The 22,202-nt window shown below is 68.3% G+C and carries 18 protein-coding genes and 1 tRNA gene; 4 read left to right on the top strand and 15 right to left on the bottom strand.

Translation table 11 applies throughout. The features are described from left to right. Nucleotides 1-53 precede the first annotated feature (53 nt). On the top strand, nucleotides 54-1,163 hold the full coding sequence (locus tag H4696_RS10795; protein WP_249027198.1) for a tyrosine-type recombinase/integrase: 1,110 nt from the start codon (nucleotides 54-56) through the stop codon (nucleotides 1,161-1,163). A 22-nt stretch (nucleotides 1,164-1,185) separates the two neighbouring features. Here H4696_RS10795 and H4696_RS10790 read toward each other — a convergent pair whose 3' ends face one another. From H4696_RS10790 to H4696_RS10765, 6 genes are all read right to left on the bottom strand, one after another. Beyond that, complete coding sequence (locus tag H4696_RS10790) at nucleotides 1,186-2,799, bottom strand: LA2681 family HEPN domain-containing protein (RefSeq protein WP_143265369.1); 1,614 nt, start codon at nucleotides 2,797-2,799, stop codon at nucleotides 1,186-1,188. Between the two features lie 346 nt (nucleotides 2,800-3,145). Then, a tRNA-Pro gene (locus H4696_RS10785) sits at nucleotides 3,146-3,219 on the bottom strand. 118 nt (nucleotides 3,220-3,337) lie between these two features. Further along, entirely contained in the window at nucleotides 3,338-4,510 is a 1,173-nt protein-coding gene (locus H4696_RS10780; RefSeq protein WP_086864333.1) for an alginate lyase family protein, read from the bottom strand. 163 nt (nucleotides 4,511-4,673) lie between these two features. After that, nucleotides 4,674-6,887 (bottom strand): glycosyl hydrolase family 18 protein, encoded by a 2,214-nt coding sequence (locus tag H4696_RS10775; protein ID WP_086861970.1) that lies wholly within the window; start codon nucleotides 6,885-6,887, stop codon nucleotides 4,674-4,676. Between the two features lie 162 nt (nucleotides 6,888-7,049). After that, complete coding sequence (locus tag H4696_RS10770) at nucleotides 7,050-7,829, bottom strand: enoyl-CoA hydratase/isomerase family protein (RefSeq protein WP_169735043.1); 780 nt, start codon at nucleotides 7,827-7,829, stop codon at nucleotides 7,050-7,052. A gap of 2 nt (nucleotides 7,830-7,831) precedes the next feature. After that, nucleotides 7,832-8,743, bottom strand: a complete 912-nt coding sequence (locus H4696_RS10765) for a PaaX family transcriptional regulator (protein ID WP_192782236.1) — start codon at nucleotides 8,741-8,743, stop codon at nucleotides 7,832-7,834. 147 nt (nucleotides 8,744-8,890) lie between these two features. Between H4696_RS10765 and H4696_RS10760 the strand changes: the two genes are divergently transcribed. Next, nucleotides 8,891-10,528 carry an ABC-F family ATP-binding cassette domain-containing protein gene (locus H4696_RS10760; RefSeq protein WP_086861972.1) on the top strand — a complete coding sequence of 546 codons (1,638 nt, stop codon included), beginning with the start codon at nucleotides 8,891-8,893 and terminating at the stop codon, nucleotides 10,526-10,528. Then, a complete protein-coding gene (locus tag H4696_RS10755) occupies nucleotides 10,525-11,007 on the top strand; it encodes a GNAT family N-acetyltransferase (protein ID WP_211299737.1) in 483 nt (160 codons plus the stop codon). The genes H4696_RS10760 and H4696_RS10755 overlap by 4 nt, the downstream gene beginning before the upstream one ends. 31 nt (nucleotides 11,008-11,038) lie before the next feature. On the opposite strand, the gene H4696_RS10750 is transcribed toward H4696_RS10755, so the two are convergent. From H4696_RS10750 to H4696_RS10730, 5 genes are all read right to left on the bottom strand, one after another. Continuing rightward, on the bottom strand, nucleotides 11,039-11,848 hold the full coding sequence (locus H4696_RS10750) for a carbohydrate ABC transporter permease (RefSeq protein ID WP_086861973.1): 810 nt from the start codon (nucleotides 11,846-11,848) through the stop codon (nucleotides 11,039-11,041). Further along, the gene (locus H4696_RS10745) at nucleotides 11,845-12,735 is read right to left on the bottom strand and encodes a carbohydrate ABC transporter permease (RefSeq protein ID WP_225955641.1); all 891 of its coding nucleotides are present in this window, start codon (nucleotides 12,733-12,735) and stop codon (nucleotides 11,845-11,847) included. Before H4696_RS10745 ends, H4696_RS10750 begins: the two co-directional genes overlap by 4 nt. A 1-nt stretch (nucleotide 12,736) precedes the next feature. Beyond that, on the bottom strand, nucleotides 12,737-14,002 hold the full coding sequence (locus H4696_RS10740) for an extracellular solute-binding protein (protein WP_086861974.1): 1,266 nt from the start codon (nucleotides 14,000-14,002) through the stop codon (nucleotides 12,737-12,739). Between the two features lie 109 nt (nucleotides 14,003-14,111). After that, on the bottom strand, nucleotides 14,112-16,184 hold the full coding sequence (locus H4696_RS10735) for an alpha-galactosidase (protein WP_086861975.1): 2,073 nt from the start codon (nucleotides 16,182-16,184) through the stop codon (nucleotides 14,112-14,114). A gap of 56 nt (nucleotides 16,185-16,240) precedes the next feature. Beyond that, nucleotides 16,241-17,185, bottom strand: coding sequence for a methionyl-tRNA formyltransferase (locus H4696_RS10730; protein ID WP_086861976.1), 945 nt, complete (start codon nucleotides 17,183-17,185; stop codon nucleotides 16,241-16,243). Between the two features lie 115 nt (nucleotides 17,186-17,300). Between H4696_RS10730 and H4696_RS10725 the strand changes: the two genes are divergently transcribed. Next, complete coding sequence (locus tag H4696_RS10725) at nucleotides 17,301-18,608, top strand: lysine N(6)-hydroxylase/L-ornithine N(5)-oxygenase family protein (protein ID WP_086861977.1); 1,308 nt, start codon at nucleotides 17,301-17,303, stop codon at nucleotides 18,606-18,608. On the opposite strand, the gene H4696_RS10720 is transcribed toward H4696_RS10725, so the two are convergent. From H4696_RS10720 to H4696_RS10705, 4 genes are all read right to left on the bottom strand, one after another. After that, nucleotides 18,595-19,080, bottom strand: coding sequence for a DinB family protein (locus H4696_RS10720; protein WP_086861978.1), 486 nt, complete (start codon nucleotides 19,078-19,080; stop codon nucleotides 18,595-18,597). The two genes, H4696_RS10725 and H4696_RS10720, sit on opposite strands and share 14 nt — an antisense overlap. A gap of 134 nt (nucleotides 19,081-19,214) precedes the next feature. Continuing rightward, on the bottom strand, nucleotides 19,215-20,027 hold the full coding sequence (locus tag H4696_RS10715) for an ABC transporter ATP-binding protein (RefSeq protein ID WP_086861979.1): 813 nt from the start codon (nucleotides 20,025-20,027) through the stop codon (nucleotides 19,215-19,217). A 3-nt stretch (nucleotides 20,028-20,030) separates the two neighbouring features. Further along, a complete protein-coding gene (locus tag H4696_RS10710) occupies nucleotides 20,031-21,089 on the bottom strand; it encodes a FecCD family ABC transporter permease (RefSeq protein WP_086861980.1) in 1,059 nt (352 codons plus the stop codon). A gap of 1 nt (nucleotide 21,090) precedes the next feature. Continuing rightward, on the bottom strand, nucleotides 21,091-22,128 hold the full coding sequence (locus H4696_RS10705) for a FecCD family ABC transporter permease (protein WP_086861981.1): 1,038 nt from the start codon (nucleotides 22,126-22,128) through the stop codon (nucleotides 21,091-21,093). Between the last annotated feature and the right edge of the window lie 74 nt (nucleotides 22,129-22,202).

Below are 22,202 nucleotides of genomic sequence, written 5' to 3'. Positions count from 1 at the left end.
TGTCGTCTGATGTCGAGTACCGGCCTGGACGGCCGAGTCCGTACCGCGCTCGGGTGCGGTGGATCGACCCGGTGACGAAGAGGCGTCCGAGCAAGTCGGAGGCGTTCGCGTCCGAGGACGAAGCTCGCGACTGGATCACCCGGATGGAGCGTGCCGCCGCCCAGGGGGTCGATCCGAACACGGCGACGATGAAGCTGGCCGACTATGGGACGACGAACATGACGTTCGCTCTGCGTGGGCTGGAGGCCAAGACCACCGATCCGTACCTGGCCGGGTGGCGGAAGCGGGTCGTCCCGACGCTGGGGCACCTGCCGGTCAGCATGATCACGAACGGGGCGGTCGACCGTGCGGTTCACGCGTGGATCGCGGACGAGTGCAGCCGGTCGACGGTGAAGAACAGCATCGCGGTGCTGGTCAGGGTCATGGAGCAGGCGCTTCGGGACGGGATCATCGACCGAAACCCGGCCCGGGTGACCGGCTGGCAGCAGGAGTACAAGCGCGCCGAGGACGAGTTGGACGATCCGAGGTCGCTGGCGCTGCCGGACTGGATCTCGCTCACTACGCTGGCTAACGCCCTGGTAGCGCGGTCGTCGGGGGAGTACCGGGGTTGGGGTGACGTGGTTCTGTTCGCTGCTTGTACGGCGGCCCGGATCGGGGAAGTCTCGGGCTGCCGGGTTGCGGATATCGATACCTCGTCGTGGACTTGGACGGTTCGCCGGCAGACGACGCCGTCACCTGGTGGACTGGTGGACAAGGGAACGAAGGGGAAACGGGCTCGGACGGTCCCGCTGATCGAGGACATCCGAGAGTTGGTTCAGCGACGTATCGCGCTCGCTGGCAACGAGCCGGACGGCCGGCTTTTCAAGGGGCCCCGTGGGGGTCGGATCACGACAGCGGTGCTCCGAGATGCGACGGCATGGGACGACGTAGTAGCAAATCTGGGTTACGACCATCTCCGGCGACACGACTTGAGACACACAGGGTTGACGTGGATGGCGGATGCCGGCGTTCCCGTGCACCACCTGCGAAAGATCGCAGGACATGGGTCGTTGTCTACCACGCAGCGATACTTGCACCCTAGTCAACGGTCGGTAACCGAGGCTGGCGATCTTTTATCAAGCTACTTAAAGCGTGACGGCAAAATAGGTCTGAGGGCAATATAGTTCGACAATGGAACTAAATTTCCTATTTCTGTCCAACGACGGGAAGTTTGATCACTCGATCTTTGACACCTTTCAGTCGCTCTGTATGGTTGACCAGGGCAACTAGGTACATTATCGCGGCGCGCGTGACTTGCAAAGCTTGAATCGCAACTTTTTCAAGATTGTCGATCCCAATAAGGCTGATTGAATCGACTCCTAAGTCCTTTGTTTCATCTGAAGTTGCTACCACGATTCGATGGGTCCCGGCGTTTCTGAGATTGTAGGCGTCCGGGTAGAGCCCGTTCGGGTTGACGTCATCAACAAGTTCTCGCAGTGCGACAAGCGTAGGGCTAATATCTAGCTTGTTAAGAATCTCTGCTCGAAACCCTAAGGTATCCTTCTTGGCAAGAAAGCTTCGGAAAGCCACCGATGAGGGTCGGTCTCCAATTTGAAAATGCTCGTTGATGCAAACGCAAATCTTGTCCAGAACATCAAGTGTCGCTCGCTGGCCAAGTACAAACATCCCTGGCATTTGCCCGTAAAGTCTGTTGTCTTCAGTGTCGGCATACCAGCCTGTATCTGAGTGATGCTGCCGCCCCTCGGACTCTTCGGCCATCTGGCAGGCGGTATAGATGGTCCTTCTGGCGACGAGATACTCTGCTTTAATTGAATTAATCATCGCAAAAATTTCGGGAGGGCCATCCTGTATTATAGGTGTGTAGACGGTATCGATGTGTACGCTGTCCCACTTGACCTCCGTGGACCCGAGTCCTTCTAGGGCTGTCGTAGCAAGGATTAAGCGATGCTTGATAAGCCAGCTCTGAAGATGGTCATCCGGATTACCGGGGTGCCAATGATCTTCTACGTCGAAGAGTTCAAGGCCTCTCCAGAAATCTGCAGTATCTGGTCCGGCCAGTTCGGCGACCCTGTCTAGGTGATCATGTGCGATTCGAAGGAACCTATTGTGCAATACTGCGGCATGGCCGACGTCGACTGTGCCTGCCTGCATGGCAATGCGCAGAAGCATGGCGGCATTTCCTGCTGCATTTCCGTTGGTGGGATCGATTGTGAGCGCACTCAGGTATGCATCGTAAGCTTCCGCCCACCGTCCGGAGAAGTCCAGTTGATTCGCCAAGTTGCAAAAACTGCGTCCCCTCTGGTCGGCATCGATGGTTTCGTCCGTTCCGGCAGCATAGTAAAGGCGTCGAGCCTCAGTAAGAAGGGTGCGACTATTAAGTCTATGTACAAGTTCTTTCGCCCTAATGGTCTCGTCGTCTAACTTGGCTTCGTCGGTAGATTCTGTGATCGTGATTGCGAATTCATATTCGACAATTGAGGTGAGGCAGTTGGCTCTATTATATTTCGCCCTGGCAACTTCTTCATGTGCCAGATGGGGAGAAGAAATCAGTTCGGCTGTCAGTTCGGCGGCAATATCTAGCGCTTCCTTGTCGGAGGCCCGAGAGCCAGCGTCGATCAAAAGGCTTGAGCAGTTCACTAGTACTTGCTGCTGGATTGGGCCCGGGGTAATTCTTTGAAGTCGAGAGAATATTTCCTTGGCGACAGATGCTGCTTCGCTGGGTTGGTCGTCCACGTGCTCGTAGGCCGCGGCAAGAGCTGAGTCAGCCAGGAACAAAATCTCATGATCAGTCGGGGTCATCTAGACCCAGTCGGTTCCAATGGGGAAGTCGTTACGATCTGTCGGCGTGTCGCAAACTTGGTTCTCGAACCGTGATCTTTTGCTCGGAGGGTGGGCACGAGGTGGAAAGGCTCGTCGGGTGGGCTGCCCCTGTCTGGATGTCGATCGAGTCCCCGGGCGTGCTGGTGGCCGTAGAGGTTGTGTCAGCCTTGCGTGGGTTGGTTCCGCTGGACGAGGCTGCTTGTAACTCGTGGTCCCCCCGTGGTCCCCAGGCTGGGCGCGGGTAGATGCCGGGGGCAGAGGATTGTGCGGACACAAAAAGCTCGTGACCAGCAGATACGCCGATCACGAGCCTTAAGCTTGTCCGTCGGGCTGACAGGATTTGAACCTGCGACCCCTTGACCCCCAGTCAAGTGCGCTACCAAACTGCGCCACAGCCCGGACCCGCACTCGCTGAGTGCGTGAGAAGTACTCTAGCGTGCCCCTCAAACCCCTCTGCAAGCAGGGTCCCCAGCCCGCCTGACCTGCGGAAACAAGCCAAGCGGACCGGAGCCCAAGATCAAGCCGCGTTCCCCGCGTGCGTCAGCGTCTGCCACGCCACGAAGAGGTTGTTCGACCCCGCCGGCCGCTGACGCTCGGTCAACGTCTGGGTGTTCGTCATCGCGATCCCAAGGCGGGTGTGGAGCGCGTTGAACCCCACCTCCGTCACGGGGCCCAGGCCGAGCTTCAACGAGCCGGAGCACAGCCAGGAGGGCACCGCCGTGCCCAGCTGGTACTTCGACTGGAAGCCCAGGGCCTGGCGCAGGCGCTCGCCCACGTCCGTTCCGTACACGTCCTGGCCCTGGATGCGCAGCGTCTCCGCCACGTCCGCGATCGCGGCGATGCCGTAGCCCGTGTGGGTGAAGTCGCGGCAGGTCTCCTGGGTGAGGCCGTCCACGAACGTCGACTGGCCCTGCCAGTAGCTCACGATCTCCGAACGGGTGTCCAGACCGCTGCCCGGGACCGTCTTCGGCAGCGAACCGTCCGAAGCCAAGTAAACATAGGCCGCGACGCGGTTGCGGTAACGGGTTACCGCCTTGTCGAAGTTCGTCTTGTCCTCCAGGAACACCGAGATGCCGACCGCGGCCTCCATCATGGACAGTTCCCAGTTGCCGTTGCTGTTGCTGCCGTTGATGACGGTGTTCAGGTACACATTGCGCAGCATCGTGGCGAACCGGCCGGAATTCGGCCAGCTCGAGTACGTGTACTTGATGATCTCCGCCGCGCGCGGCCACGACGAGCCCGCCCAGCCCGTCTGCAGCGGGGCGTTGCTGTTGGTGTGGCTCGTGATCGTCGCCGACCACGCGTCCATCAGCGCGATCGACTTCTGGGCGTAGCGGGCGTCGCCGGAGATGTACCAGATCAGGGCGTCCGTGTACGCCGCGATCGCGTCTTCGCGCTCGTCCGTGCAGCCGTAGTTCGGGTTCGAATAGGAGCCGCATTCCACGACCGCACGCGGTTTCGGGGTGCGGGACAGGGAGGCGTACGAACTCGCCAAAGCCTGGTCGTACGCCGCTTTCCAGGGCTGGGCGCCGGCGTTCACCTGGGTTTTCACGAAGTCCAGTTGCGGGCGGCTCACCAGCACGCCCGGGTGCGTGAACGTCGCCGGGGCGGCGGGGGCCGGCGTGGCGATCAAGCCCAGTGCCAGCGGGATCAGGGCGCCCAAAGCGAAAACTCTGCGGAAGCGGGACATGGCTCTCCTCGCGACGACGGTGTCTTGGATCCCCTGCGCGCTGCGCTCAGTTTCATGGTCCAGACCACCGAGAGTCAAGGAGCAAAGGCTCTTTATTCGCGATTTGAAGGAAAGGTTCAGCCCGCTGAACGGAAAGGCCGATTCCGTTCAGCGGGCTGAATAACTAGCCGAGCCCGGCGCTGACCGCGTTCATCAGAACACCGGTGTCACCCGACATCTCCCACGCCATCACACCGAGGAGACCGCGCTGCTTCAGCCACGTCGTCTTGAGCCCGATCGACCAGGCGTCGTCGAACGTCCACCACTGGCCGCCGTTGCCCGTGTAACAGGACGTCGCCACCGCGGCCGTGTCGTGGTGGACCGTGCAGCCCGGGACGCTCGCGACCAGGTTGGCGTAACCGCGCGTCCCCGCTTCCTCCGCGAACTGGCCCGGGGCCGCGCCGGTCGCCGACTGCCATTCGCCGTTCTTGCCACCGTCCGCCACGCCCTGCCAGCCGCGGCCGTAGAACGCCAGGCCCAACGTCAGCCTCCGCGGGTCGACGCCCGCGTTCGTGTACGCGTTGATCGCCGCCTCGGCGCTGAAGTGGAACGGGTACGGGTCGTCCGCGTCGGCGTACAGGTTGCCCTGGTGGCCGGTGCGGTTCGGCTCCCACGAGTTGTCGCTGCCCGAGCCGTGGAAGTCGTAGCCCTGCACGTTCGCGACGTCCAGGTAGTTGAAGACGCGGGACAGGTCCCAGCCGGACGCCACCTTGTTCGGGTCCGCCGGGGTGAACGCGTGCAGCTGGTACCGCTTGCCGGTCGTCGCGCCGTACGCGTCCATCTGTGTGCGGAATTCGGCCATCAGCGCCGTCAGGTTGTCCTTGTCAGCGGGGCTCCAGCGGTTGCCCGGGTGGCCGTCGGCGCTCGCCGGCCACTCCCAGTCGAGGTCGATGCCGTCGAAGATGCCGGCCGCCGTGCCCGGGCCGCCCGCGCCGCCGTAGGGCGCGATGTTGCCCTTCAGCCACGTGTCGACGCACGACGAGACGAACTTCTTGCGCGACGCGTCCGTGGCCGCGACGTCGGAGAAGTACTTCGAGTACGTCCAGCCGCCCAGCGACACCAGCACCTTGAGATTGGGGTGCTTCGCCTTGAGCTTCTTGAGCTGGTTGAAGTTGCCGCGCAGCGACTCCCAGCCCGTGTCGGCCACGCCGTCCACCGACTGCGCCGCGGCGAACGGGCGCGAGTAGTCCGCCTCGGCGTCGCCGGCGCCGTCACCCTGATTGGGGTCCTGGGGGTTCGCCGTGGTGCCCTTCGTGACGCCGGACAGGCACGTCAGGTTCACCGGGTCGATGTTCTCGAACGCGTACAGCAGGTGCGTCAGCTTCGCCGCCGCGCCCGAGGTTTCGAGGTTCTTCACGAAGTACTGGCGCCCGTAGATGCCCCACTGCACGAAGTAGCCGACCTTCGCGTAGCCCGAGACGATGTCGCCGGTCCGGGCGGTCACCGCGGCGCTCGGCGCGGACACGTTGTCGTAGCCGTCGCGCGCCCGCACCGTGAACGTGTACGAAGTGGACGGTGCCAGCCCGGTCACGACGGCGAACGTCGTGGTCACCGTCGTGGCCAGTACCGATCCGCGGTACACGTCGTAGCCGATCACGCCGGTGTTGTCCGTCGACGCCGTCCAGGCCAGGGAGACGCTGCCCGAGTCTGCGCCCGTCGAGCGCAACCCGGTCGGAGCCGACGGCGCCTGCGTGTCGTCGGCCGGGCTGTTCGTCGTCACGGACAGGGGAGTGCTCGCGGGGGAGGTGTTCCCCTTGGCGTCCTTGGCCTTCACCGCGAACGAGTACGCTGTCCCCGGCGACAGCCCGGTGATCGTCGCGCTCGTCCCGGTCACCGACACGGCCAGGGAGCTGCCCTGGTAGACGTCGTACCCGGTCACCGGCAACGACCCGGCCGTCGACGCGGTCCACGCCAGCGCCACCGTCTTGGTCGTCTTCGTGACCAGCCTGAGCCCACTGGGCGCCCCCGGTGGCGTGTCCGGTGAACCGTCGCAGTTGGCGTTGTCGACGCGGCATTGCGTGGGTGTCGCGGCCGCGCTGAGCCGGAACGTCGGGCTGTACGGGTAGGTGTTCCGGCCCGGCGCCAGCGTCGCGATGTAGTACGCGGGGGTCAGCGTGACCTGCGTGCCGTTCTGGGTCACCGTGCCGTTTTCGCCGGTCGACGCGGTGACGCCGGCGGGCAGCGTGAAGGTGATCGCCCAGTTGCTCACCGAGGCGGTCCCGGTGTTGGCGACGGTGTAGGTGCCGGTCGTGCCGCTCATCGCCAGGGTGGCGGTCAGCGAACCGGCCGCGGCGGCGGGTGGCGCGAGGGCCGCGGTGCCGCCGAGCGCTATCAGCAAGGCGGCGAGCGCGGAGCGTAGTCGGGCAGGGGTGCGTCTCATGGCGGTTCTCCAGACGGCACAAGGGGCGGGGACGATGTGGTCTAGACCACATCGAATGTAACCCGGGGCGGGGAGAACCGCGCAGGCCCGAACGGCGGCTACCGCCGTCCGAACGGACGGTTAACGGCCCGAGAACGTCGCTTTGCCCGGCCCGTCGGCCAGGAACGACTTCACCGCACCGCGAAGGTCTTCGGTCTCGAAGAGCGCGGCCGCGATCGACGTGATGTGCGCGTTCGCCTCGGGGACGCCGCCGGCGGAGAAGTGGTCGAGGACGCGCTTGGTCGCCGCGTGCGCTTGGGTCGGCCCGGCCGCCAGCTGACGCGCGAACTCCCGCGCAGCGTCGTCGAAGCCCTCGTCCGGCAGCACGCGGTTGACGACGTTCCAGCGCTCCAGCGTGGCCGCGTCGTAGGTGTCGCCGGTCATCACGAACTCCTTGGCGCGGCCCACTCCTGCGCGAGCGGCGAGCCGCTGGGTGCCGCCCATGGTCGGGGTCAGCCCGACGACCTTCTCGACCAGACCGAACTTGGCGCGCGAGGCGGCGAGGATGAGGTCGCAGGCCACGGCGACCTCGAACGCCCAGGTCAGGCAGAGGCCGTGGGCGGCGAACACGGTCGGGAACGGCAGGGCCGCGATCCGGTCCGGCACCGCGAGCATCTCGTCGAACAGCACCTTCGCCTCGGCGGGCGAACCTTGCGCGTCGAACAGCGAGACGTCGACGCCGCCGCTGACGATCTTGCCTTCGGCCCGGATCAGCAGGGCGCGCGCCGGGGCCGCCTCCAGCGAGTCGAGGGCCGAAGCGAGCGAGGACTGCAGCGAAGCCGTGTAGAGGTTCAACGGCGGAGCGTCGACGGTCAGGACGGCGAGCCCGCCGTCACGATCGAGGCGGACCTGCTGAGTCATGTTCACCCTGCTTCTTCGGTTTCGACGATGTCGTCCCAATACTGCTGGGCCTCGGGGCGCCAGTCGACGTGTTTGTGATGGAACAGTTCCGCGGCTTTCGTCCCGCTCCACTTCGCCGGGAGGAGCTCGGCGGGCAGCTGCGGGTCGAGGAACGGGAACCGCCGCCACTCGTGGACCAGCTCGGTCTGCGCGCGCAGCACCGCCCGGCCGCCGGTGGGGTGCAGGCCGGTGAACCGGTCGATGAAGTCCTCGTAGCGGTCCTTGAGCTCGGTCAGGTCCCAGGACCGGGCCACCATGGACTCCTGCTCGCCGACCTCGCCGTACGCGGCGGTGAACGACATCGCCTGCGCGTCGAGGCCGAGCTCGCTGACGATCTGCTGGGCCTCGCGCTGGCGGGACAGGTCCGGGCTGACCCACACGCCGGCCACCGGCGAACCAAAACCCGCCCAGGTCAGCCGGGTGCGCAGCCGGTGCCGCAGGTCGCGCTTGGCCTCCGGGACGGACACGATCAGCATCAGCCACTGCCCGTTCCACGGCGGCCGTTCGCGGCCGAACGCGTAGATCCGCTCGGCGCCTTCGGTCAGCAGCCGGCGCCCGGGCGGGGTCAGCGACCAGCGCACCCGCCGCCCGACGCGTTCGGAGACGACCCAGCCCTCGGCGGCCGAGCGGGCCAGTGCCTGCCGGGCCGACTTCTCCTCGATGTCGAGGATGCCGAGGACCTCGACGAGCATCGACGTCCACACGGGCTTGTCGCGGGGGAGCGCGTACTCGCCGAGCACGGTCATCAGGAGCGACCGGGCGCTGGCGTGGCTCACCTCGCGGCGCCGGCTCACCGTGGGCCGGGGCGCGGAGGGGCGGCCTTCCCTCGGTTTCGGCCTGCGGCCGAGGGTCACCGGGGGAGCGGGTTCGCCCATCTGTGTTCACCAACCTCACTGCACGGAAGACGCGACAACCGAACAGGGTACCCACACTCAGTGATCAAAGCGCCACCCGACACACACAGTCGGTGGCTTTGACCATGATCTGACAGTTCACCACGGCCCCGTAGACTCGGCGGTCTCATGAGCGCAACACTCGTCGCGAAGGACCTGGCCGCGGGCCACGGTGACCGCACCCTCTTCTCCGGTCTGGATCTGGTCGTCGCCCCGGGCGACGTCGTCGGCCTGGTCGGCGTCAACGGCGCCGGCAAGTCGACGCTGCTGCGGACCCTCGCCGGACTCGCGAAACCGGACGGCGGCGAGATCCGGCTGAACCCGCCGACCGCGACCGTGGGGCACCTGCCGCAGGAGCCGGAACGGCGGGAAGGAGAGTCGGTCCGGGAATTCCTCGCGCGCCGCACCGGCGTGTCGGCGGCGCAGGCCGATCTAGACGCCGCGACCGAAGCCCTCACCGCGGGCGAAACGGGCGCGGACGACCGGTACGCGGCGGCGCTCGACCGCTGGCTCGCCCTCGGCGGCGCCGACCTCGACGACCGCGCCGCCGAAGTCGCTGCCGACCTCGGTCTCGCCGTCGACCTCGACCAGCCGATGACGTCGTTGTCGGGCGGCCAGGCGGCGCGGGCGGGGCTCGCGTCGCTGTTGCTGAGCCGCTACGACGTCTTCCTGCTCGACGAGCCGACCAACGACCTCGACCTGGACGGCCTGGCCCGGCTCGAGCGGTTCGTCTCCGGGCTGCGGGCGCCGACCGTGCTGGTCAGCCACGACCGCGAGTTCCTCGCCAGGACCGTCGACCGCGTCGTCGAGCTGGATCTGGCGCAGCAGCAGGTCAACAGCTACGGCGGTGGCTACGAGGCGTACCTCGAGGAGCGCGCGGTCGCGCGGCGGCACGCGCGCGAGGATTACGAGGAGTACGCCGACACGAAAGCGTCACTCGAAGCGCGCGGCCGGATGCAGCGGGCGTGGATGGAGAAGGGCGTCAAGAACGCGCGCCGGAAGCAACCCGACAACGACAAGAACGCCCGCAAGTTTCGCGCCGAGGCCACCGAGAAGCAGGCGTCGAAGGCCCGGCAGACCGACCGGATGATCGAGCGCCTCGACGTCGTCGAGGAACCCCGCAAGGAGTGGGAGCTGCGGATGGAGATCGCCGCGGCGCCGCGCGCGGGCGCGGTGGTCGCGACCCTGCGCGGCGCGGTCGTCCGCCGCGGCGGCTTCACGCTCGGGCCGGTCGACCTGCAGATCGACTGGGCGGACAAGGTCGCCATCACCGGTGCGAACGGCGCGGGCAAGTCGACGCTGCTGGCCGCGCTGCTCGGCCGGGTCCCGCTCGACGAGGGGAACGCCGCGCTCGGCGCGGGCGTCGTGGTCGGCGAGGTCGACCAGGCCCGGCGGCTGTTCCTCGGCGACGTCCCGCTCGCCGACGCGTTCGCGCGCGAGGTCCCGGAGCTGGCCGACGCCGAGGTCCGCACGCTGCTGGCGAAGTTCGGGCTCAAGGCCGCGCACGTGCTGCGGTCGGCGGCGACGCTTTCGCCGGGGGAGCGGACGCGGGCGGCGCTGGCGCTGCTGCAGGCCCGCGGCGTCAACCTGCTGGTGCTCGACGAGCCGACGAACCACCTCGACCTGCCCGCGATCGAGCAGCTGGAGTCGGCGCTCGACCAGTACCCGGGGACGCTGCTGCTGGTGACGCACGACCGCCGGATGCTGGACGCCGTGCACGTCACGCGGCGTCTCGAGGTCGAGGGCGGGCAGGTCCGCGAGCGGTGAAGCTCCGCCCGGCCACCGCCGACGACGGCGACTTCTTGGCCGACATGCTGGTGGCCGCGGTCAACTGGTCACCGCGGTGGCGGCCGAAGAGCCGACGGCGCGTGCTCGCGGCCCCGGACACCGCGCACTACATCGCCGGCTGGCCGCGGGAGACCGACCTGGGCGTGGTCGCCGAAGCGGATACCGAGCGGGTCGGCGCCGCGTGGCTGCGCTTTTTCCCGCCGGGTGAGCTGGGGTACGGCTTCGTGGCCGCCGACGTCCCCGAGCTGACCATCGGCGTGGCGGCGGCCTGGCGCGGCCGCGGCGTCGGGCGCGCGTTGCTGCACGCCGTCGAGGCCCGCGCGAAGGAGGCCGGCATCGCGCGGATCAGCCTCAGCGTCGAGCGCGAGAACTTCGCGCAGCGGCTGTACCTCGCGGTGGGCTACGAAGTCACCGGCGCGGGCTCGGCGCAGTCCGACACCATGGTGAAAGTCCTGTGAAGAAGCGGCACTTTCACGTGAAAGTGCCGCTTCAGCCCTTCGTCGCGCCGCCGGTCAGGCCCTTCACGAACTGCTTCTGCAGCGCCAGGTAGAAGATCAGCACCGGCAGCGTCGCCAGGAACATCAGGGCGAACACGCTGCCCAGGTCCGCCTGGTACTGGCCGATCGAGCGGTAGATGCCGGTGGTGATCGTCGTGCCCTGGCTCGGCCCGAGGATGATCAGCGGGTCGATGAAGTCGTTCCAGATCCACACGCCGAGGAAGATCAGCACCGACGCCGTCGCCGGGCGCAGCAGCGGGAACACCACGCGCCAGAACACCTGCAGCCGGCTCGCGCCGTCGAGCAGGGCCGCTTCCTCCAGCTCCACCGGCACGCCGCGGATGAAGCCCGAGAACACGAACACCCCGAACGGCACGTAGTAGCCGACGTTGAACAGGATCAGCCCCGGCAGCGTCGCCATCAGGTGCGTGACGCGCAGGACGTCCGTGATCGGGATCAGGATGACCTGCGGCGGGATCATCAGCCCGGCCAGCAGCACCAGCGTCAGCACCTTCGTCCACCGCTTGGCCGAGCGCGCCAGGTAGTGGCCGAGCATCGCCGAAAGCACCGTCAGGACCAGGATCGACGACAGGGTGACCACGACGCTGTTGGTCAGGCTGACCCAGAACAGCCCGTCCGGGCGGGTCAGCACCGCGTGGACGTTGGCCAGCGTCGGCGGCAGCGGCGGGGCCGCCGGTTCCTTCGCGATCAGGTCGCCGCGCTTGAAGACGTTGGCCAGCACCAGGTACAGCGGCACGAAGAACACCGCGCTGACGACCACGGCGACCGCGGGCCGGGTCACAGGTCCACCTCCCGGCGGCGGAGGAAGTTCAGCACGACCGTCGTCACGACCGCGACGATCACCAGCATCAGCACGGCCATCGCGGACGCGTAGCCGACGTGGTTGGCGTCGAAGCCGGTCTGCAGCACGTCGAACGCGATCGTCGCGGTGGCGCCGGAACCCGGGCCGCCGTTGGTGATCACCTTCACGTAGTCGTAGGTCTTGAACGCGGAGATGAGCAGCACCACCGTGTTGATCGTCAGCGACGGCGCGAGCAGCGGCCAGGTGACCGCGCGGAACCGGCGCAGCGGCCCGGCGCCGTCGATCTCCGCGGCTTCCAGCAGTTCCGCCGGCACGCCTTGCAGCCCGGCCAGGTAGACGACGACGCAGAACCCGAGCATCTGCCAGCACACGATCGTGGCGACCGAGTAGAGCGCCAGGCCGGGGTCGGACAGCCAGCCCGGCGGGTGCTCGACCCCCAGCGCCCGCAACAGGCTGTTGAGCGGTCCTTCGTCGTCGAGCAGCCGCGACCAGACGATCGAGACGACGACCGAGCTGAGGATCACCGGCGTGAAGAACACACTCCGCAACGCGTTGTACAGCCAGCCTTTCCGGTCCAGCAGCAGGGCGACGCCGAGGCCGAGGACGTTGGGCACGACGACCACGATCAGCGTCAGGATCGTGGTCACCTTCAGTGCGGTGAGGAACTGCTCGTCGGTGAAGAGCAGCCGGTAGTTGTCCAGCCCGGTGAACTTCACCGGCGGGTTGAACGGGTTGTAGTTCGTCAGGCTGTACCCGAAGCTGATCAGGATCGGGGCCAGCACGAAGCACAGGTAGACGAGCACTCCCGGAGCGCCGAACGACGCGAAGTGCCCGAGCCGCGGCAGGACCGGCTTGCGGGTGGCCAAGTCAGCCCGCCTTCGCCCACTCGGCGTCCAGGAACGCGCACGCGTCGGCCACGGACTTGCGGCCGGTGATGACGTCCTGGGCGGCCTGGTCGACCTTGTCCTTCATGCCGGGCAGCAGCCCGTCGTCGGCGGTCTCCCAGCGGAACGCGGACACCACGGCGTTCTGCCGCACGGCTCGGGTGTACAGGTCGTAGCCGGCCTTGAACGTCGGCCCGACGTCGGCCGGCGGGGTGTAGCCCTTGATGGCCGGGAACAGGCCGTCGGCCTTGACCGACGCGTCGAGCTGGTCCTTGTCCAGCTGGAACCCGAGGGCGAACTTCTTGGCGGCGTCGAGGTTCGCGGCCTTCGCGTTCACGATCATGCCGCCGCCGGTGTAGGCCGGGACGACGAGCTTGCCGTCCTCGGTGGGGAAGTCGAAAACGCCCACTTCGAAGTCGTGCTTCTTGGAGTCGGCGTTCGCGGCGAACCAGTTGCCCATCGGGTACATCGCGCTCTTGCCGTCGAGGAAGGCCTGCTCGGTCGCCGCGTAGTCGCGGGACACGCTGGTCTTGTCCACGTACCCCTTCGCGGCGAGGTCGGCGAGCTTCGCGAAGGCGTGCTGGAACGCGGGATCGGTGAACTTGACCTGGTCGTGGCGGCGCTGGGTCAGCCAGTCCGGCATCGCGTTGTAGACCTCGGTGGAGACCAGGCCGGAGAGGATCATCGACGACGGGAAGCCGTCCTTGCCGCCGCCGATGGTGAACGGCGGGAAACCCTTGTCCTTCAGCTTTCCCGCGTCGGCGACGAGCTCGTCCCACGTCTTCGGCGGCGCGGCGATGCCGGCGTCGGCGAACATCTTCTTGTTGTAGTAGATCGGCGGGATGGTCTGGGTGTTCGCCGGCAGCTGGTAGTGCTTCCCGTTGACCGGGTTGGCTTCGGGGAACTGGAAGTCCTTGAGCTCCTCCGGCGTCCAGGCGTAGAGGTTGCCGGCTTCGGCGAAACCGGCCGAGTCGACGGCGATCAGCACGTCCGGGAACTGACCGGACTGCAGGAGCTGCTTCGCGTACGACGTCCGGCCGTCGGCGGTCGGGGCGACGAGCTTCTTGACCTTCACGCCCGGGTTCTTGTCCGTGACGCGCTTGATGGCGGCGTCCCAGTAGGCCGGGGTGAGGTTCGGGGTTTCGAAGGTCAGGAAGGTGATTTCGGTGCCGCTGCCGGTGTTCGACCCGACCGAGCACGCGCTCACCGCCAGGAGCGCCGCCGCGCCGAGCGCCAATGTCGTTCTCATCGAGCCCTCCACCAGATGTGATGTATGACGCATTTGATCTGACGTCTGACGGGCTGTCAAGCGGTCATCGGCCGTGAAACCGTCGAAGAGTGGCCCAGAGATCCGATCTCTAGCGCGGAATTCGCTCCAACCGGACGACCGTGCTCGCGAAGTCGCCGGTCGGGAGGCCGAGGCGGAGTCCGTGGGCGAGCAGTACGGCGCCGCTGTGCGTGGTCCCGGAATCCGGATCGAGGTACCGCTCAGCGGAATCGAGTCCGTCGAGCCGCAGCGGCCGGTCCGGCTCGGCGAAGTGCGCGGCCTGCCGGTAGGCGAAGACGACCGACCGGTCGCCGAGGACGTACTGGAGCGCGACGAGCCCGTCGTCGACCGGCGGCCGGAGCCGGTACAACGCGCCGTGCTGCACAACGGGCCGGATCTCGCGGTAGCGCGCGATCATCTCCCGGGCGAACGCGAGGTCGGCCTCCGGCCAGCGCGCGATGTCGCCGCCGAGACCGAGCACGCCGGCCATGGCGACGTGGAACCGGAAGCGCAGCGGCACCGAGCGGCCGGTGACGAAGCCGGGGTTGTCGGTGACCCACGCCGACATCGCGCGGGCCGGGTAGAGCTGGCTGTAGCCGTGCTGGATGCGGAGCCGGTCGAGGGCGTCGGTGTTGTCGGACGGCCAGACCTGGTCGGTGCGGGCGAGCACGCCGAGGTCGAGCCGGCCGCCACCACCGCTGCACGCCTCGATGCGAAGGTGGGGGTGGTCTTCCCGGAGGCGGTCGAGGATCGCGTACACGGCCCGGGTGTGCTCGACCCACACGCGGTCCTGGCCCGCTTCGCTGAACGGGCGGTTCATGTCCCACTTGAGGAAGTCGACGCCGTGGTCACCGACGAGCCGGTCGAGCCAGCCGTGCGCCCACGCGGCGACGTCCGGCCGCGCGAAGTCGAGAACGAGCTGGTGGCGCAGTTCCGAGCGCCGCCGGTGCGGCTGGTGGAGGACCCAGTCCGGGTGGGCGCGGTACAGGTCGCTGTCCGGGTTGACCATCTCGGGCTCGACCCAGAGGCCGAACTTCATGCCCAGCGCGTGCACGGCGTCGACCAGTGGCTGGAGGCCGCCGGGAAAGCGCTCGCGGTTGACGTGCCAGTCGCCGAGCCCGGCGTGGTCGCCGGTGCGGGCGCCGAACCAGCCGTCGTCCAGCACGAACAGCTCGACGCCGAGTGCCGCGGCCTGTTCGGCGAGCGCGCGCTGCCCGGTTTCGGAGACGGCGAAACCCGTGGCTTCCCAGGAGTTGTAGAGCACCGGGCGCAGTTCGCTTGGGTGCGGCAGGACGTGTTCTCGGACGTAGGCATGCCACGCGCGGCTGGCGGCGCCGAAGCCGCCTTCGGTGTAGAGGCCCGCCGCGACCGGGGTGGTCAGCGGCTTTCCCGGCCCGACGTGGTGGACGACGCCGTCTTGCCCGAAGCCGCCGCTGACCGTGAGGCGGCCGGTCGAGGACCGGGTGGTGGTGAGGCGCCACGACCCGCTCCACGCGAGGGCGACGCCGTAGACCTCGCCGTGGCGTTCGGTGGCGGTGCCGTCGTCGACCATGACCCACGGGTTGGCGTGGTGGCTGGTGATCCCGCGTCGGCTGCCGAAGACGGTTTCGCCGTGCGACGCGGTTTCTCGCCGGAGCTGGGTTTCCGCGGCCCAGCGGCCGGTGGTGTGGCTGAGCCGGTAGTCGTCGAGGAGGGGGAGCACCCAGGTCGCGGAATCGGCACGGGCGACCTCGACGTCGGTGTCGGCGTCCAGCTCGGTCCAGCGTTCGAGGACGTCTTTTCGGAAGCGGTAGTGGAGCGTGATCCGTACCGGGTAGTGGCGGTCGGTGAAGGAGATCTTGAGGTGGTTTCCGGTGCTCTCGTGGGTTTCGTGCCGCCATTCGAGGCCCCGGGCGCCGTCGGCGAAGCGCAGTTGCAGGGCTGGGGTCCAGTAGCGGGTGCCGCTGTCCGCCGCGAGTTCGTCGAGGCCTTCGTTCGGGTCGTTGAAGCCGTCCCAGCGGGGAAGCGTTTTCGCGGTCAGTTCGACGACTTCGGGCGGGGAGAGCCGGGGACCCCAGTAGACGTGGGCGGGGACGTCGTCTTCGTCGAGCCGCAGGGCGTAGGTGCTGGATTCGCCGGTGAGCACCCAGGTGCGGTGGTCGTCGAGGTAGCTGATCCCGGCCATGCGGGCCATCCTGGCCGCCGGAGCACCACGGCGGCCAGGATTTCCCGCTCACCGGGTCAAGGCCGGTCGGTCAGGTACCCGCCCATGGTCTTGAAGTACTCGTGCGCCGGCAGCTCGGTCCCGTCGGCGGTCCGGACCCGCTCGACCACCAGCCCCGGCGACTGCCCGCGCCGCGCCTCCGGCCCCGCCACGATCACCACGCCGTCGCCTTCCTTGATGAAGATCCGGCCCGGCGTGCCGCCGTAGTGGCCCTGCGACACCGACGCCTTGAGGATCCGCAGCTCCTCGCCGCGGTGGTGGGTGTACGCGTTCGGGTACGGGTCCGACAGCGCGCGCACGAAACGCTCGAGGTCCGCCGGGGGGAGGGTCCAGTCGATCAGGCTGTCGCGGCGGGCGCGCTTGTGGAAGAAGCTGGCCTTCGAGCGGTCCTGCGGCACCGGGGTGTAGCCCGTCTCGATCTTCGAGATGGCCTCGGCGGTGAGCGGGGCGATCAGGTCGACCGTGCGGTGGAACAGGTCCGTCGTGGTGTCCGCCGGGCCGACCGGGATCGCGCGCTGCAGGACGATGTCGCCCGCGTCGAGCTCGCCGTCCATCATGTGGGCGGTGACGCCGACCTCGGGCTCGCCGTTGATCAGCGCCCAGATGAGCGGGGAGAAGCCCGCGTACGCCGGCAGCAGCGAGTCGTGGATGTTGAGCGTGCCGTGGCGCGGGAGCTCGAAGATCTCCGGGGGCAGCCAGGTGCGCCAGTTGTTCGCCACGATCAGGTCGAGGTCCGCGGCCTTGAGCTCGGCCAGCAGCTCGGCGTCGTCCGGGCGGTTGCGCAGCAGCACGCGGATGCCGTTGGCCTCGGCGAGGTCGGCGACCGAGTCGGCCCAGATCCGCTCGTAGGCGTGGTTGCTCTTCGGGTGCGTCACCACGAGGGCGACGTCGTGCCCGGCGTCGATGAGCGCCTGCAGGGTCCGGTGCCCCCAGGTCTGGTAGCCGAACATCGCCACGCGCATTCGAGAGTGCCCTTTCGTGATCGGGGGACGAACATCACCACGAACGTACTAGGCGAGGCTCGCCTAAGTTAGGTTAGGGTTCCCTGAACGGTACCGGAGCGCGCGAGGGAGCAACATGACTGCAGAGGTCCCGATCTACGACATCGTCGGCGTGGGCTTCGGACCTTCGAACCTGGCCCTCGCGATCGCCCTCGCCGAGCACAACGCCGGCGCGGGGGAACCGGTGACCGCGCACTTCCTCGAGCGCCAGCCGCGCTTCGGCTGGCACCGCGGGATGCTGATCGACACCGCCACGATGCAGGTGTCGTTCCTGAAGGACCTGGTCACGATGCGGAACCCGACCAGCGAGTTCAGCTTCCTCAACTACCTCCACTCGGCGGGGCGGCTGGTCGACTTCATCAACCACAAGAACCTCTTCCCGCTGCGGGTCGAGTTCCACGACTACTTCGAGTGGGCGGCCGCGAAGGTCGACGACGTCGTCTCGTACGGCACCGAGGTCGTGTCGGTGAAGCCGGTTTACGACGGTCCGGAGGTGGCCTACTTCGACGTCGAGGCGTCGGACGGCTCGTCGCTGCGCGCCCGGAACCTGGTGGTGGGCACGGGTCTGCGCCCGCAACTGCCCGAGGGGATCGCCGCCGGGCCGCGGATCTGGCACAACAGCGAACTGCTGTTCCGCGTCGACGCCCTCCGCGGCACGTCGCCGAAGCGGTTCGTCGTCGTGGGCGCCGGCCAGAGCGCGGCCGAGGTGGCCGCGCTGCTGCACGACGAATTCCCGCACGCCGAGGTGTGCGCGGTGTTCGCCCGCTACGGCTACAGCCCGGCCGACGACAGCGCGTTCGCGAACCGGATCTTCGACCCGGAAGCCGTCGACCAGTTCTACCGCGCGGGCGAGCCGGTCAAGGACCGCCTGATGCGCTACCACGGCGCGACGAACTACTCGGCCGTCGACATCGACCTGATCGACGAGCTGTACCGGCGCGTCTACCGCGAGAAGGTCCTCGGCGTGGAGCGGCTGCGGCTGTTCAACGTCTCCCGCCCGGTCGAGGTGACCGACACCGGAACCGCGGTGACGGCCACGGTCGAATCGCTGACGACGGGCGAACGCACGGTGCTGGAAGCCGACGCGGTCGTCTACGCCACCGGGTACCGGCCCGCCGACCCGACGCCGCTGCTGGGCGAGCTCGGCTCACGCTGTTCGCGGGACGAGGAGGGCAGGCTGCGCGTCGAGCGCGACTACCGCCTCACGACGGAACCGGCGCTGCGCGGCGGGATCTACCTCCAGGGCGGCACCGAGCACACACACGGCATCACGTCGTCACTGCTGTCGAACACGGCGGTGCGGGTGGGCGAGATCCTGCAGTCCATTGTGGAGCGCCGGGTGGTCGCCGAGCCGGCGGGGGAGTACGCGGTCAGCGCGCGCTGAGCTGCTCCCGCAGGATGTCGCCGTGGCCGGCGTGGCGGGCGAAGTCCTCGATCAGGAGCAGGTAGACGAACCGGAGGCTGACGTCGCCGAGAACGTCGTGCTTCCACGTGTCGTCGAGTTCGAAGCGGGCCGCGATCTCGCGTGAGCGGGCGCTCGCTCGCTCGAACTCGGCGATCACGTCGGCCACGGTTTCGCTGTCGGTGACGGCGAAACTGGGGTCGCCGGGCGTCGTGGGCCCGTCGCATTCGGCCTCGTCGAGGCCCTGCAGCAGGAGTTGGAACCACCGGCGCTCGGCCATGGCGGCGTGCTTGACCAGCCCGATCGGCGTGGTCACGGACGCGACCAGCCGCTCGCGGGCCTCGGTCTCCGACAGCCCGCGGGCGGTGTCGGCGACGGCGCGCCGCTGGCGGTCCATCGTGGCTTCCAGCAGGTGGCGCTCGGTTCCGGTGGTGATTTCGGGCAGCACGAACATGGCTCTGCTTCCTGGAGGGGGTTTCGGCCGGACGTTCCCCGGAACACGCGAGGCGGGCCGAACCCCAGGATAGCCCAAAGCCGTGAATGCCACATCGAGGGACCTAAAGGCCCTCGATGTGGCATTCACGGACTTCAGGACTGGTGCACCGGAGCCGGGTGGTGGCGGCTGATCGGGATGACCATCGGGGTGCCGCTGACCGGGTCGGGGGTGATCTGGCAGCGGACGTCGAACACCTCGTCCACCAGCTCCTCGGTGATGACGTCGGACGGCGCGCCCGAAGCCACGATCCGGCCCGCCTTCATCGCGATCACGTGGTCGGCGTAGCGGCAGGCCTGCGGCAGGTCGTGCAGCACCATCACGACCGTGCGGCCCTCGCCGCGGTTGAGGTCGACGACCAGGTCGAGCACGTCGATCTGGTGCGCCAGGTCGAGGTACGTCGTGGGCTCGTCGAGCAGCAGCACCGGGGTGCCCTGGGCGACCGCCATCGCGATCCACGCGCGCTGGCGCTGGCCACCGGACAGCTCGTCCACCGGGCGGTCGGCCAGGTCGGTCATCTGCGTGGCCGCCAGAGCGTCACGCACCGCGCCTTCGTCCGAAGTGGACCATTGGCGCCACCAGCTCTGGTGCGGGGCGCGGCCGCGGCCGACGAGGTCGGCCACCGTCATGCCTTCCGGTGCCACCGGGGACTGCGGCAGGATCCCGAGCCGCTGGGCCACCTGGCGGGTCGGCAAGTCGTGGATCGAGCGGCCGTCGAGGTAGACCCCGCCCGACTTCGGCGTGAGCAGCCGCGCCAGCGTGCGCAGCAACGTCGACTTCCCGCACGCGTTGGCCCCGACGATCGCGGTGATCCGGCCCGGCGGGATGTCGAGGTCGAGACCGTCGATGACGACCCGGTCGTCGTAGGCGACGCGCAGCTGCTGCACCCGCAGTGACGGTGTTTCCATGGGTCAGCCTCCGGAACCGGATCGGTTGGCCCTGGCCAGCAGCCAGAGCAGGAGCGGGGCGCCCAGCGCGCCGGTCACGATGCCGACCGGCAGCGGGGACGCCGTGATGGTGCGCGCCAGGATGTCGCTGCCCAGCACCACGACCGCGCCGGTGAGCGCGGACACGATGAGCGGCGGCGACGTCTGGCGTGCCAGGCGTTGCGCGATCTGCGGCGCGGTCAGCGCCACGAACGAAACCGGGCCCGCGGACGCCGTCGCGAAGGCGACCAGCCCGGCGCCGGACAGCAGCAGGCCGAGCCGCACCGGCTGGACCGGGGTGCCGAGCCCGGCGGCCACTTCGTCGCCGAGCTGCAGCGTCCGCATCCACCGCGACAGCGCCAGCAGCAAGGGAAGCAGCACCGCCAGCGCGCCGGCCAGGGGCAGGACGTGCTCCCAGCCGCGGTTGGCGAGGTTCCCGACGAGCCAGCCGATCGACGCCTGGGCTTCGGTGATCTGCGCGCGGCTGAGCAGGTAGTCGGTCAGGCTGGTGCACATCGCGAAGATCCCGATGCCGACCAGGATGATCCGGTAGCCGGTGGTGCCGCGCCGCCAGGCGAGCGCGTACACGAGCAACCCGGTCAGCAGGCCGCCGAGCAGGCCGAGCGTCGTGGTGCCGAGCCCGCCGCCGAAGCCGAACGAGATCCCCGCGACGACGGCGGTGGCCGCGCCCGCGTTGATGCCGATCATGTCCGGGCTGGCCAGCGGGTTGCGGGTGATGGTCTGGAACACCGCGCCGGACGCGCCGAAAGCGACCCCGGCGAGCAGCCCGGTCAGTGCGCGCGGCAGCCGCAGTTCCTGGACGATGTAAGCGGTTCCGCTGTCCCCGCCGCCGAACACCGCCGACAGCACGTCGGACACACTGAGCGGGACGTCGCCGATCGTCATGCCCACGCAGAACAACACGAACGCCAGCACGGCGAGCACGAGCGACACGGCGGCGAGCCGGAGCCTGACCTGGCCGGACACCGGCGGTTTCGCGAGGCGGAAGGTGACGCGGTCGCGCCGCACCTGCAGCAGGCTCATGTCAGGACTCCACGAGCTTGCGGCGGCGGACGAGGTAGATGAAGAACGGCGCGCCGAGGAACGCGACGATCACGCCGGCGCGGATCTCGCCGGGCCGGGCCATGACCCGGCCGAGGATGTCGGCGGCCAGCAGCAGGCACGGCGCGAGCACCGCGGTGTAGGGCAGCAGCCAGCGGTGATCGGGGCCGATGAGGAACCGGACGGCGTGCGGGACGATCAGGCCGAGGAAGACGATCGGGCCGGCGACGGCGACCGACGCGCCGGTCAGCAGCGTGACGGCCAGCGCTCCGCGCAGCCGCAGCGGGCCCAGCCGCCGCCCGAGCGCGACCGCGACGTCGTCACCGAGCGCGAGGCTGTTCAGCGCCGGGCCGCTCGCGATCGCCAGCACCACGCCGACGAGCAGGAACGGCAGGATCCGCAGCAGCGAACCGCCGTCGACGCCGGCGAGGGAACCGGCCGACCAGAACCGGAAACGGTTGAGCGCCACCGGGTCCGACAGCACCATCGCGCTGGTGAACGAGCCGAGCAACGCCGTGACGGCGGCCCCGGCGAGGGCCAGCTTGACCGGGCTCGACCCGCTGCGGCCCCGGGTGCCGAGGTAGTAGACGACGACGGTCGCGGCGAGCGCGCCGGCGAAGGCGAACCAGACGTAGCCGTAGAGGGAACTGACGCCGAGCACGGTGATCGAGAAGACGATCGCGAACGCGGCGCCGGCGCTGATGCCCAGCAACCCGGGGTCGGCGAGCGGGTTGCGGGTCAGCGCCTGCATCACCGTGCCCGCCAGGCCGAGCGCGGCTCCCACCAGGACGGCCAGCAACGTCCTCGGCAGCCGGACACTGTGGATGATCACCGCGTCGGCCGAGCCGTCGTCGTGCCACAGCACCTGCCAGACGGCATCGAACGAGATCTCCTTCGAGCCCAGCCAGACGCTCAGCAGGCACAGGAAAACCAGCACACCGAGAGCGGCCAGCAGACCGAGTGCGCGGCCCGTGTGTGGCGGGCGTCGCGTGAGAGCGATCCCTCCGGGGTCTGTTCGCACCGCACCTCCGACTGGTACTGATTTTAGGTAAGGCTAACCGATGGTACAGGAGTGCATCCTCACCATCCGTTTGT

It is taken from the genome of Amycolatopsis lexingtonensis (assembly GCF_014873755.1).
Lineage (GTDB): Bacteria > Actinomycetota > Actinomycetes > Mycobacteriales > Pseudonocardiaceae > Amycolatopsis > Amycolatopsis lexingtonensis.
The sequence above is the reverse complement of the archived record's forward strand: the minus strand, read 5'-3'. Positions and strand labels throughout refer to the sequence as shown.

Excerpts from the sequence above, each read along its gene's own strand:
- H4696_RS10790 (WP_143265369.1), bottom strand. The coding sequence starts at position 2,799 with ATGACCCCGACTGATCATGAGATTTTGTTCCTGGCTGACTCAGCTCTT.
- H4696_RS10780 (WP_086864333.1), bottom strand. The coding sequence starts at position 4,510 with ATGTCCCGCTTCCGCAGAGTTTTCGCTTTGGGCGCCCTGATCCCGCTG.
- H4696_RS10770 (WP_169735043.1), bottom strand. The coding sequence starts at position 7,829 with ATGACTCAGCAGGTCCGCCTCGATCGTGACGGCGGGCTCGCCGTCCTG.
- H4696_RS10765 (WP_192782236.1), bottom strand. The coding sequence starts at position 8,743 with ATGGGCGAACCCGCTCCCCCGGTGACCCTCGGCCGCAGGCCGAAACCG.
- H4696_RS10760 (WP_086861972.1), top strand. The coding sequence starts at position 8,891 with ATGAGCGCAACACTCGTCGCGAAGGACCTGGCCGCGGGCCACGGTGAC.
- H4696_RS10740 (WP_086861974.1), bottom strand. The coding sequence starts at position 14,002 with ATGAGAACGACATTGGCGCTCGGCGCGGCGGCGCTCCTGGCGGTGAGC.
- H4696_RS10735 (WP_086861975.1), bottom strand. The coding sequence starts at position 16,184 with ATGGCCGGGATCAGCTACCTCGACGACCACCGCACCTGGGTGCTCACC.
- H4696_RS10730 (WP_086861976.1), bottom strand. The coding sequence starts at position 17,185 with ATGCGCGTGGCGATGTTCGGCTACCAGACCTGGGGGCACCGGACCCTG.
- H4696_RS10725 (WP_086861977.1), top strand. The coding sequence starts at position 17,301 with ATGACTGCAGAGGTCCCGATCTACGACATCGTCGGCGTGGGCTTCGGA.
- H4696_RS10720 (WP_086861978.1), bottom strand. The coding sequence starts at position 19,080 with ATGTTCGTGCTGCCCGAAATCACCACCGGAACCGAGCGCCACCTGCTG.
- H4696_RS10715 (WP_086861979.1), bottom strand. The coding sequence starts at position 20,027 with ATGGAAACACCGTCACTGCGGGTGCAGCAGCTGCGCGTCGCCTACGAC.
- H4696_RS10710 (WP_086861980.1), bottom strand. The coding sequence starts at position 21,089 with ATGAGCCTGCTGCAGGTGCGGCGCGACCGCGTCACCTTCCGCCTCGCG.